The sequence below is a fragment of the Planctomycetota bacterium genome (assembly GCA_018242585.1).
GTDB lineage: Bacteria > Planctomycetota > Planctomycetia > Pirellulales > PNKZ01 > JAFEBQ01.
The window spans coordinates 14374-26596 of sequence record JAFEBQ010000022.1 but is presented as its reverse complement, the minus strand read 5'-3'; the positions used below and the strand labels follow the sequence as shown (position 1 = coordinate 26596).

At 62.4% G+C, this 12223-nt stretch carries 10 protein-coding genes; 4 read left to right on the top strand and 6 right to left on the bottom strand.

Annotation, left to right across the window (positions count from 1 at the left end):
- Position 1 precedes the first annotated feature (1 nt).
- Positions 2 to 2758, bottom strand: coding sequence for a ribosome-associated ATPase/putative transporter RbbA (gene rbbA, locus JSS27_11330; protein MBS0209532.1), 2757 nt, complete (start codon positions 2756 to 2758; stop codon positions 2 to 4).
- 94 nt (positions 2759 to 2852) lie between these two features.
- Complete coding sequence (locus JSS27_11325; protein MBS0209531.1) at positions 2853 to 3827, bottom strand: HlyD family efflux transporter periplasmic adaptor subunit; 975 nt, start codon at positions 3825 to 3827, stop codon at positions 2853 to 2855.
- A 262-nt stretch (positions 3828 to 4089) separates the two neighbouring features.
- On the opposite strand from JSS27_11325, the gene JSS27_11320 reads away from it, so the two are divergent.
- From JSS27_11320 to JSS27_11305, 4 genes are all read left to right on the top strand, one after another.
- Positions 4090 to 4641 carry a hypothetical protein gene (locus tag JSS27_11320; protein MBS0209530.1) on the top strand — a complete coding sequence of 184 codons (552 nt, stop codon included), beginning with the start codon at positions 4090 to 4092 and terminating at the stop codon, positions 4639 to 4641.
- Positions 4642 to 4706: 65 nt separating this feature from the next.
- Entirely contained in the window at positions 4707 to 6098 is a 1392-nt protein-coding gene (locus tag JSS27_11315) for a DUF2252 domain-containing protein (protein MBS0209529.1), read from the top strand.
- A 48-nt stretch (positions 6099 to 6146) separates the two neighbouring features.
- Positions 6147 to 6836, top strand: a complete 690-nt coding sequence (locus JSS27_11310) for a hypothetical protein (protein ID MBS0209528.1) — start codon at positions 6147 to 6149, stop codon at positions 6834 to 6836.
- Between the two features lie 199 nt (positions 6837 to 7035).
- Positions 7036 to 7899, top strand: a complete 864-nt coding sequence (locus JSS27_11305; GenBank protein ID MBS0209527.1) for a bile acid:sodium symporter — start codon at positions 7036 to 7038, stop codon at positions 7897 to 7899.
- A gap of 213 nt (positions 7900 to 8112) precedes the next feature.
- Here JSS27_11305 and JSS27_11300 read toward each other — a convergent pair whose 3' ends face one another.
- From JSS27_11300 to JSS27_11285, 4 genes are read right to left on the bottom strand one after another with little or no spacing between them, the layout of a single operon-like run.
- Positions 8113 to 8505 (bottom strand): response regulator, encoded by a 393-nt coding sequence (locus JSS27_11300; GenBank protein MBS0209526.1) that lies wholly within the window; start codon positions 8503 to 8505, stop codon positions 8113 to 8115.
- A complete protein-coding gene (locus JSS27_11295; GenBank protein ID MBS0209525.1) occupies positions 8502 to 9938 on the bottom strand; it encodes a response regulator in 1437 nt (478 codons plus the stop codon). Before JSS27_11295 ends, JSS27_11300 begins: the two co-directional genes overlap by 4 nt.
- Entirely contained in the window at positions 9935 to 10675 is a 741-nt protein-coding gene (locus JSS27_11290; GenBank protein MBS0209524.1) for a response regulator, read from the bottom strand. The genes JSS27_11295 and JSS27_11290 overlap by 4 nt, the downstream gene beginning before the upstream one ends.
- Positions 10676 to 10717: 42 nt before the next feature.
- Positions 10718 to 11884, bottom strand: a complete 1167-nt coding sequence (locus tag JSS27_11285) for a PAS domain-containing sensor histidine kinase (protein MBS0209523.1) — start codon at positions 11882 to 11884, stop codon at positions 10718 to 10720.
- Positions 11885 to 12223: the final 339 nt, after the last annotated feature.

The window sequence follows — 12223 nt, the reverse complement described above, 5'->3', positions numbered from 1 at the left end:
GCTATGCCTCCTGCCCGCGCAAGGCCGCGGCCGTCACCAACATCAACACCGGGACGAATATCGCCAAGGTTCCGGCCGTGCCGGCCAGGAAACTGAAGTCCAACCCTTTGGTAAACGCGCCGACGCTGGCCTGCATGAAATAAGTGGTCGGCCACAACGAGCCGATCACCCGGGCGCTCCCCTCCAACGTCGAGACTGGTTGCAACATGCCCGAGAATTGCGTCGTCGGCAGGATCGTCAGAATTGCCGTGACGAACACGGCTGCGACCTGGCTGGACGTGAATGTCGATACCAGCAGGCCGATGCCCGTCGTGGCAGTCACGTACAGCAGCGCGCAGAGCGTCAACCCCAACCCGCTCCCCTTGATCGGCACGCCGAACACGACGACGGCCATCAACACCAGGATCACGTAATTGGCCATGCCAATCGCGATGTATGGGAGTTGCTTGCCCAGCAGGAACTCGAACCGCGTCGTCGGCGTGACATAGAAATTGGTGATCGAGCCCAGTTCTTTTTCGCGGACCACGCTGACGGCCATCAGAATGGCGGGAATCAAAATCAGCAGAATCGGCGGCACGCTCGGCACAATGGCAAAAATGCTCTCGAACGTCGGGTTGTACATGAATCGCGATGCGATATCGATCTGGGTCGATGTCGCCACCGCCATGCTGACATCGCGCTTGGCACGATCTTTCAGGTACGCCTGGTGCGCGCCGATAACGTATTGCTTGATCGTCTCGCCGCGGAACGGGTTCGCCCCGTCGACCCAGGCCGACACCTCGGGCTGGGCGTCGCGCATCAGGTCGCGGCCAAACTTCGGCGGCACCTCGAACGCCAAGGAAATCTCGTCGCTCTTCAACCGCCGCTGGGTTTCCTCGGGACTGGTTGACGGCGACAATTGCCGAAAGAACCGGGGCGTGCCGGCGTAATACTCCAAATAGTCGCGGCTGTCGGGGGTGCGATCCATGTCGAGTGTCGCGTAGCGGATGTGCTCGACGTCGGTCGTGATGCCAAAGCCAAACACCAGCATCAGCAACGCCGAGCCAATGAACGCGAACGCCAGTCGAACCGGATCGCGCAGAATCTCGAGCGTCTCGCGATAGCTATAGGCCAGCATCCGGCCGATCACCAGCGGCGAGTTCGACGGCGCGTGGCCGGCCGAATCGGCGTCTGCTTCATACAGCAAGGGCTGGTCCGACGATTTGCCCATTTCCAGCGTGTCGCCCGCGGCGTCGGCGATGTAGCCGATGAACGCGGTCTCAAGATCGTCGGTCCCACGGGCTTCCATCAGCTTGCGCGGCGTGTCACAGGCCAGCACCGTGCCGGCATGCATCAGCGACATCCGGTCGCAGCGGAGCGCTTCGTTCATGAAGTGGGTCGAGATGAAGATCGTCACGTTCTGCTGGCGGGACAGGTCGACCAGCAGTTCCCAAAACTCGTCGCGCGCCACCGGGTCGACCCCCGAGGTCGGCTCGTCCAGGATCAACATCTCGGGCTCGTGAATCACGGCCACGGCCAGCGACAACCGCTGGCGCACGCCCAGCGGCAACGACTCGGACAACTGGTCCAAGTGAACCCCCAGTCCGAACCGCTCGACCAACTCGTCGATCCGCGGCCCCATTTTCTCGGGCGGCAAATGAAACAGCCGCGCGTGCAGCCACAGGTTTTGTCGCACCGTCAACTCGCTGTAGAGCGAGAACGCCTGTGACATGTAGCCGACGCGGCGCCGGGTATCGACGTCCGAGGCGTCGACCTTCTGGCCGAATAGTTCCGCTTCGCCCTCCGACGCCGGCAACAGCCCGGTCAGCATCTTCATCGTGGTCGATTTGCCACAGCCGTTCGAGCCGAGGAAGCCGAAGATTTCGCCCCGCTCGATCGTAAAGCTGACGTCGTTCACTGCCGTGAACTTGCCGAAACGCTTGGTCAAGTGGCGGGCTACGATGGCCGGCCCTGCGGTCGAAGGTTGCCGCGGCGGGATGACCAGCTTCTGGCCGCTGCCGCGTTTCTCGGGTGGCAGCAGCGCGACGAACGCCTCTTCGAGCGACGGCGTGTTGGTCCGCTCGAGCAGTTCCTGGGGCGTTCCAGTGGCCAGCACTTTGCCGGCGTCCATCGCCACCAGCCAATCGAACCGCTGGGCTTCGTCCATGTAAGCGGTCGACACGAGCACGCTCATTTGCGGTCGCTGGGCGCGGATGTTGTCGATCAGCGACCAGAACTGCTGACGTGAAAGAGGATCAACCCCGGTGGTTGGCTCGTCCAGGATCAACAGATCGGGGTCATGGACCAGCGAACTGCACAGGCCGACCTTCTGTTTCATGCCCCCCGAAAGCTTGCCGGCCGGGCGCTCGGGAAACGGGTCGAGCCCCGTGGCCCGCAACAGCGCGTTGATCCGCGCCAGTCGCTCGGCCTTCCCTTGTCCGAACAGCCGGGCGAAGAAATCGATGTTCTCGAAGACGCTCAGCTCTTTGTATAGGTTCTTGCCCAGCCCTTGCGGCATGTAGGCGATTTGCGGACAGACGTTGTTGCGGTGATGGGGGTCGCGCATATCGCCGCCGAGCACGACCACCTGGCCCGACTGAATTTTCTTGGCGCCGGAGATCAGGCCCAGCAATGTCGACTTGCCCACGCCGTCGGGACCGATCAGGCCGATCATGCAGCCGGCTGGCAGATCGATCGAAATATCCCGCAGCGCGGCCACACGCCCGTACAGGTGCGTGACCCCAGCGATTGAAGCGACATTGCTGCCCGACCCCACCACGACGTTACACCCCCGCGAGCAAACGATTGGCCAACTGACCGGTACCTCCGGCCACCATGCACCGCGCCCGACGTTCGTCGCGGCGCGTTCGACGTTACGACGCCGGTGGCGGTGGCAAGGGCTGTGACAGGTTGCTCGGCCACTCGACCGACTTGTCGATGCGCACGTAACCAACGCCGCGGATGCCCGTCTTGATGCGTTCGACGTACGGCGCGACGATTTCGGGAGGCACGCGCAGCTTGACGCGGAACATCAGCTTGTCGCGCTCGCTGCGGGTCTCGACTTGCTTGGGAGTGAACTGCGCCTCGGGCGAGACAAACGTCACCGTCGCCGGAGCCGCGGCACCGGGGCGCACATCGATCGTGATCTTGGCATCGGCCCCTACGATAACCTTGGCGGCGTCCATCGCCGGCAAGAAGATCTCCATGTAGAACTCGTTCAGGTTCACCAGAGTCAGCGCCTTGCCGCCGGCGGCCAGCACTTCACCTTCTTCAGCCAGCCGGTAGAGAACCTTGCCTTTGACCGGCGACTTCAGGGTCGAATCGTCGATCTTGGCTTGAATCCGCTTGGTCTCGGCGCGGGCGGCCTCGGCGCTTTGCGTGGTCGAGCGGAGCTTAGCTTTCGTCGACTCGAGCGCCGCCGTCGCTGACTTGGTGACGGTTTGCTTCTCGTCGAATTCTTCCTTCGAGATCGTCGCCTTCGCGAACAACGTCTTGGCCCGGTCGAGTTGTTGCTGAGAAAACAGCAACTCGGCTTCGGACTTGACGATGTCCGACTTGATCTGGGCTTCGGTCTCCTCGGCTTCCAGAGTCTTGGCCTTGGCGGTGGCGAGCTCGGCTTCCATCTCGGTGGTGTCGATGACGGCCACGGTCTGGCCCGCTTCGACCAGATCGCCTTCCTTGGCCAGCATCTTGCTCACGCGCCCGCCGTACTTGGCGGCCACATCAACCTGAATCGATTCGATCCGACCATTGCCCGAGACGATTCCCGCCGGCAACGTCGACTTTTGTTGCTCCTGATACCAGTAATAGCCATAGCCGACGCCGACGACGGCGATGACCAACCACATGGCGAGCTTGACGATCTTATTCATTCCCCTGAGTCCTTACTCTCATCGTTGACAAACTGGCTGCTCGGCACGCTCCTGGGAAGGCCACCGGCAGATCGTGCGTTTGAATGGAGATGCCATTTTAGCCAGGGGGTGCCAGAGCCGCACGCCGTCGAATCAAAAAATAATTCCCGCGCCCCGCGGGGGGCGCGCTTGGAATTGCCCCCCTCGGCTGCCTATGATGCAAAGATATGTAGCCCAGCTTGTTTCCGAGGGGTTTCTCATGGCATTTCGCACGCGGTTCTGGTTGTTCCTTTGTCTGGCGCTGGTCGCCGCGGCTTCGTCGGCGTTGGCCCAGGAAACTCCCGATGGCCCCCTGCCCGATGCCGCGCCGCCGAAGGAAGGGCACATCTATAATCTGGACTCGCGGCCGTTCCGCTTTCGACTGGCGCGCAAGACGGGCCGGCTGTGGACCGACGAAATTGTGGTGGCACCTGGTCAAGAATACGTGATCGCGCCGGGCAAGACCGGCGATCTGGCCGCGCTCGAGGGTATTACTGGCGACGGCAAGGGACACATCACGATTGATTATCCCGAACTGGGAGGCCGCATTCGCCTGATGCTGCCGGCAATGGACCGCAATCGCAACGTCTACGTCACGTCGTGGTATCACGTCAAAGACTCAAATGGCTTTAGCCGACTGGTCCAAGCCGCGAGCAAGGCCGAGGCCGAGGAAAAGCACCAGTCGTTGTTGGCCGAGCCGCCGCTGACGCCGACCGAGTTGCAACGGGTGAAGCAGATGTTGCGCGCGAACTACGTGCTGCACGACAAATAGACACCGCATGGCGCCGCGCCCTAGGAGGCGCAACCTGCGAGTTTCACAGGGTCTCACTTCTCATCATGTCCGAGCTTGAAACCAGCCCGCGGTTCGGCTTTCATCCCACCCGAGCGGAACTTTACGCCGAAGGTAAGGCTCTGCGCGACAAATGCCCTCGCACGTCGCATGCCAAATGGAAGCCGGCAATCGATCGGCCTGATCCGCTGATCATCCTCGAGCGCGCCAACGAAGGGCGCATTGCCGAGTTGATTCCGATCCGCTATGGCCGCATGCTCCAGTCGCCGTTCACGTTTTACCGAGGCTCGGCCCTGGCCATGGCGGCCGATCTGGCCACGACACCCGCGACCGGTTTACAGGTGCAAGCCTGCGGCGATTGCCACCTGACAAACTTTGGCGCGTATGCCACGCCCGAGCGGCGCGTGGTGTTTGACATCAACGACCTGGACGAGACGCTGCGCGCGCCGTGGGAGTGGGACGTCAAACGGCTGGCTACGAGTTTCGTGCTGGCCAGCCGAAACAACCACCACGGCGAAGCCGACGCCCGCGACGCGGCCCAGGCCTGCGTGACCAGCTATCGCGAGCACATGGCCGAATACAGCGAGATGACAGCGCTCGAGGTCTGGTACAATTCGCTGGACATGGAAGAGATCGTCGCCACGATTAAAGACGACGTCACGCGCCGGCGCGCCGAGAAGCGGCTGACCAAGGCCCGCGAACGATCGGCATTCGAGCACGACTTTCCCCAACTGGTTCACGCGGCGGCCTTGTCTCCCACGATCAAGGACGATCCTCCCCTGATCTATCACGCGCGCAACGTCAGCCAGGAAAAAATGATGGAGAACGTGCGCCGCGGCTTTGAGCAATACCGCGAAAGCCTGCCCGAGCACCGCCGTTTGCTCATCGATCGCTACAAGTTGATGGACATGGCGATGAAGGTGGTGGGCGTCGGCAGTGTTGGCACGCGCTGTGGCGTGCTGTTGCTGATGGCGGCCGAGGAAGACCCGTTGTTCCTGCAGGTCAAAGAAGCCCGACCCAGCGTGCTCGAAGCATTCGCGGGCCGGAGCCCCTACGCCAACAACGGTCAACGGGTGGTGACTGGCTATCAGGCCATGCAATCAGCCAGCGACATGTTTCTGGGCTGGACACAGGGCATCGCGGGGCATGACTTCTATATTCGCCAATTGCGCGACATGAAAATCAAGATGCTCGTCGAGATTTACACGCCGGCCAATATGCTCGGCTACGCGCGCATGTGCGGCTGGACGCTGGCGCGGGCCCACGCGCGCTCGGGCGAGCCGTGCAAGATCAGCGGTTACCTGGGCAAGTCGGACAAGTTTGACGAAGCGGTGGCCGACTTTGCCGTCGCCTATGCTGACCAGTCCGAGCAAGACTACGCGGCGCTGATGAACGCAGTCCGAGAAGGTAAGATCGACGTCTTTGTCGAGGAAGCCTGAGCGCGCCGCCGACGGCACGCGGCATGTTCAGGATTGCGGAGGGGCACGATGCCTGCCGATTTGAATTCGAATGAAAACACGGCTCTATTGCGCCGCATTCTGGCGGCCGTCGAAAAGGAAGAACGCAAGCGCTGGGTTGATATCGCCTCGGCGGTCCTGCTTTCGCTGGCCACCATGTTCTCGGCCTGGTGCGCTTACCAGGCGACCCTGTGGGGCGGGGTGCAAACATTCCGACTGGCCGACGCCGCCAAGGCGGGCCGAATCAGCACCGAAGCCACCCTGTCGGCCATGCAATTCCGCTCGGTCGACGCGGCCATGCTGATCTCGTACATCGAAGCCCAAAGCCGCGGGGACGCGCGAACCGAGCAAATCCTGGCCAAGCGGTTTCGTCCTGAAATGCGCGTGGCGCTGGACGCCTGGCTCAAGACTGATCCATTCAACAACCCCGATGCGCCGCTTAACCCGTTCAAGATGGCGGAGTACAAGCAGCCCGAAATCGAGGTGGTGCGCCAGGCAAACGAGAACTTTCAGGCCGAGTACGATCGCGCTCAGACGGCCAACCAAACCTCCGACCGTTACGTGCTGCTGACGGTGCTGTTCGCGTCGGTGTTGTTCTTTGCCGGTATGGGAAGCACGTTCGATTCACAACGCTTGCAGCTCAGCGCCCTGGTGATTTCGTTGGCATTGTTTGCGGTCACCTCGGTGGCGATGTTCGGCATGCCGATTTGTCGCGAGTAGCCGCCGCCTGGAGTAGTTCTCAAGAGCCTGTAGCGGGGGTGGCACGTCCCCAGCGCAGCGCAGGGCGTGGGAAATTGCCAATCAAAGATTGGGGTCGATACGTGCTTCCCCACGCCCGAAGGACGGGCGTGCCACCCAGACGCTAGATCGCGGCGATAAGCGATTTAGCAACTCATAGCAAAAGAGCGAAAGGCGCCACGTGCTCAAGTTGCTGAACATGGTGGCCTTGGTGACGTTGATGCTGTCGGTGGGCATGAGCGTCACCATCGGCGAATTGCTCGCGGCCGCGCGTCGCTGGGGCGTGATTCTCCTGGCCGCGCTCGCCAACTTTGTCGTCGTGCCGCTAGCGGTCGTGGTGTTGCTGTGGCTGTTCGGGGCGGCGCCGCTGGTGTCGGTGGGGTTTCTGATTCTGGCCGTTTGTCCCGGCGCGCCGATGGGGCCGTCATTCGTCGACACTGCGCGCGGGGACGTGCCGCTGGCCACCGCGCTGATGGTGTTGCTGGCGGCTTGTTCCGTCGTTGCCGCGCCGCTGCTACTTTCGGTCGCTCTGCCGTTGATGCTCGAAGGAAGCGACCTGCGCGTCGACTACGGCACGCTGACGACCACGCTGCTGGTCACCCAGGCGCTTCCGCTGGCCGCCGGGATCGCCTTTCGTCGCTGGTTGCCGCGTTGGAATGAGCGGTTGCGCGTTCCAGCGCGCGGACTCGCCAACTTGCTGCTACTGGTCGTGGTCGTGTTGATCTTGGCGACCCAGTACGCGGGACTGCTGTTGGTGCGCTGGCATGGCTGGTGCGGCATGCTCTTGTTGCTGGCGGTCAGCCTGCTGACGGGTTGGCTCGCTGCCGGCCGCGACGCGACGACGCGCCGCACGCTGGCCGTCACCACCGGACTGCGCAACGTCGCCGTGGGGTTGGTGATCGTTTCGGCCAGCTTTGCCGAGACGCTCGCCGCTACCGCCGTGTTGGCCTATGCGCTGGTTTCGATTGCCGGAACATTCGCCTTCGCGCGCGTCGTCGGCCACAAAGCGGCAGCGCCAAACAGTGTGTCACGCCCCCTGTCCTGATGTGCGACCACGCACGCACTGAGCGGCGTCACACATGGCGTTGTCAGCCTTGGCTATCGCATTGGTAACGAGTGACTTCCGCCAAACAGCGGCCAAATCGCTGGCTGGTCTTATGCCCTCCACCTTCTAGCGAGCTCGCGATTGTGGCGAATCACGTGTTCCGGGGCTGGGAGAATTGCCCTCGTCGGCTGCCTGCCGCAAGCCACTGGTTTCCTACCGGTGGGTCTGCAATTCCTGAAACCGGCGCATGGCCACGGCAATGGCCGGGGCCAGATCGACCAGCCCGATCGGCTTGACCAAATAGGCCAGCACATGGTCGTTTTCGGCCCGCGTGATCGGTTCGGGATCGTGATACGCCGAAACCAGAATCACCGCGGTGGGTCGCTCGCGACAGATTTGCAGCGAGGCTTCGATGCCGTCGATACCTGGCATTTTGAAATCGGTGATCACCAGGTCAGGTTTTACCTGTCGGCACAACTCGACCAGTTGCTCGCCCATCTCGGCCACGGCCACGACCTGGTGTCCGCAGCGTGGGAGCATCCGTTCAAAGAAGTCGCGCATGTCCGATTCGTCATCGGCCACGGCAACGCGCAAGCTATCGGTCATGGGACGGCTTTGGGCAAGGTGATGGCGATTTCGGCCCCCGGTCCGTCGCGGTCGGCTACTTCGATCGTGCCGGCATGCGACTGGATAATACGCTGGGCAATTGCCATGCCGAGGCCAGTCCCTTTTGACTTGGTCGTGAAAAACGGTTCGAAAATCCGCGTCCGCTGTTGCCGGTTCATGCCCGGTCCCTGGTCGACAATCCGACACTTTACCGCGGGTTTTCCGTCGAGCGAGACCTCTTGGCAATCAACCGAGATTCTTCCTGCGGGAGGGGAAACCTGAATCGCGTTTTCGAAAATGTTGCGGAACACCTGCCCGAGCTGAAAAAAATCCCCCTCGCAACACGGGTCGCCGGCCACTTCCTCGTGCAAACTCAGCACACTGGCGCTGCGCAGGTGTGTCACCTGGGCCCAGATTTCCCGCCACAGCCGGCGCAGGTCACAGTCCTCGCGCTGGAGCCGGATTGGCGCCGCGTACTGTCGCACTTCTTCGTACAACCGGTGTATGTCTTCCTGGGCGCGTTGTGCGCGAGCTACCAGATCGAGCGCGTCGGGCCGATCTTCCACCTCCATTGCCAGCATCTCCAGGCAAGCCTTGCTCCGCTGCAGCGCGTTGCGTCCTTCGTGAACCAGCCCGGCCATGGTCTCGCCGATCGCCGCCAGCCGTTCGGCTTGCAGCGCGCGCTCTTCGGCCTTTTTGCGCGAAGTGATGTCGCGAATCGACAACAAGTGCAAGCCGGTGAGAAAGTTCGCCACGGCCTGGTATTCGACATCGATCACCGCGCCGCCGCGTCGGACCATGTTGATCTCGACCACCTGCTTACCCAGCGTTGCCAGCCGCTCCCATTGCTGTTGGAACGCCGGCAACTCTTCCGACGGCGCCAGGTCATGGAGTGAACGGGCCAGCAACTCGGCGCGACTGAAACCCAGAATGGCGCACGCCGCCGGGTTGACATCGATCATCCGCCCCTTGGTATCGGCGATCACGATCCCGTCCAGCGCGTTCTCAAACACGGCCGCCAGTCGCTGCTCGGTCTCTTGCAGCGCCTCGGCCACGCGTTGTCGCTCGGCCAGTCGCCCCAGGCTGGCGCGCAGCGCATCGGGATTGACCGGCTTCAATATGTAGTCAGCCGCGCCGAGCCGCAACGCCGAGATCGCGCCGTCCAAATCGGTAAAGCCGGTGATCATGATGATCGCCGCGTCGGAGGCCAGCGCCTTCAAACGTGGCAGCAACTCGGCGCCATCGCCGTCGGGCAAGCGGCGGTCGAGCATGATGGCCGTGTAATCAGCCCAATGCCGGTCGGTTTGCGCCTCGCGGGCCGTGGCGGCGGTGTCGACTTGCCAGCCGTCGATTTCCAGAATGTCCGTCAGGTTGGCCCGCGCGTCGGCGTCGTCCTCGATGATCAGCACGCGCGGCGGACGAGACGCACTCATGACGAACTCGGACGAGAAAGTTGACGAACTGTTTCCAACAACCGTGACATTTCGAATGGTTTGTAGCAGACGGCGTCGGCCCCCTGCTGCAAGGCGTTTTGCACCCGTTCTTCCCACTCGCCTCGATGGCCCGTGATCAGAATGGTGCGGGCCCGGGGTGACTGCTTACGTACCAGACTCAACACATCGGCCCCCGTGCCGCGCGGCAGTTTCCAATCGATCAACACCACCTGATGACCGCAGCGTTCCAACTGCCGCGCCGCCGCATCGACATCGTGGGCCAGGCACACGCGGTAGCCCTGCTCGCGAAACAAATCCCACAGACTGTCGCACAATTCCGAGTCGTCGTCCACCAAGAGGACCAGCGGCTGATTCGCCGCTTCGCCGACCGCGGTCAACAACTGTTGAAAGTTCACCGGCTTCGATAGCATCCGCCAGGCGCCGGCCTCGAGAACCGAATCGGCGGTGCTACTGCTGGCATAGGCAGTCACCACGATGGCCACCGTGCCGGCCGAGACCTTGCGAATGCGCCGATAAAGTTCCAACCCGTCCATCCCGGGCATTTTCAGATCGAGCAGCGCCACGTCGTAGTGCTGCCTGGCCACCAATTCCATTGCATCCGATCCGTTGAACGCGATGTCAGCTTCGTATCCCATCTCGGTGAAAATGTCGCGGAGATTCTCACAGGTATCGGGTTCATCGTCGACGACGAGGATACGAGTTTTAGCGTCGGACATATGGGCCTCAGGCATGCGCGAGGGAGATTCTAGCAGGCGGGATCAGATTGCGACGGTTGACGGCAGCAGGACGGTCATTGTCGTTCCTCGACCGACCTCGCTTTCGATTTTGAGCCGGCCGCCGTGCTTGTCGAGAATGGCCACGGCCATGGCCAACCCTAACCCGATACCGCGCGCCTTGGTTGAGTAGAGCGGCTCGACCACGCGCGATAGATGCTCGGGGGCAATGCCGACGCCGTTGTCGGTGACCGCGATTTCGACCAGCTCGGGCAAGCTCCGAGCGCGAATCGTAAGCTGCCCGCCATCGGGCATGGCGTCGCAGGCATTGCGGATCAGGTTGCTGAATACGATCGCCAACTGACGCGCGTCCCCCATGATTACCCCCACGTCCTCGGGGCAGTCGATCGACGCTTGCACCACGGCCGGAATCGTCACTGAATCGATCACGTTCCGCAGGAACTCGCGCGTACCGATCGATTGCATTTCGGGCACGGGCAAGCGCGCGAAATTGTTCAACGCCGTGATCACCCCATCGGCCAGACCGACCTGGCGATTGATCCGCTCGAGGTGCGTGGCCACCTTGTCGGGCGACGCGTTTTTGGCGTTCAGCAAGAAATAGATCGATGTTTTGATGACGTTCAGCGGATTGCGCAGTTCGTGCGCGATGCCACCCGCCACCTGTCCGATCGTCGCCAGCCGTTCGACCTGCTGCTGCCGGCGTTGAAACGCCGTTTGATAAGCGTCTTCGATAATTGCCAGGTCCAGGTCCAACAGCAAGTTCAACGAGCGGTGCGCAGCGGCGAGCGCGGTGGCGTCGCCCGTCCAAGCCTGGTCCAGCGCGCGCGCCAATCCGCCCCGCAGCCGTGACAGGGCCGCGTTGGTGAACACCTGGTCCAGGCCGATTTCCACGTGACGGAAGCCGACTCGCCAACGGCGCGCGACATAGTCGCGGTCATACACGCCGGAAACCAGGTTTTCGAGCCAGCCGATCAACGTCCCCTTCAAACGCATGATCTGCTGTGCCCCCCCCGTGATCACGCGGCGCGTCGCCTCGTGCTTCTCGATTTCTTCGTAGAAGTCATCGATCAGCCGCGCGAACGCCGGACGCAGCGCCTCGGCCGCGGCCGCCACGCGCGCAGCATCGGTCGGCTGCCAGCCCACGTAGGTCTGCAACTCCTGATAGCGTTTGAAAAGCAAGTCTGCTTGCATGACGACAACCTGCTGGCAATACCACACGGTAGAACGCGAAACGCGGGTCACTCGTTCTCGTCCCCAGCGATTCGATGGCCCATTCCCATGGCCCGTAGTCGCTGCGGCAACTCGATTCTAATATCAAGCACGGGGACGGAAAGTATCTCCGCCTACGATCGGCCGGCGATCCCGAGCGGCATTGCCGTGTCTGCCAGCCGATCGCCCCTGGCGGCCGTTGCGTCAGTCTGGCGCGCCGGTGTGCCGGGCCGCTCATCTCGCGCGCCTTGACACATTCGAGCCCAGGCACGTTGCCTCAGCCAGCTTAATTTCGCGGCCTAAAACGCTGATTCCACTCTC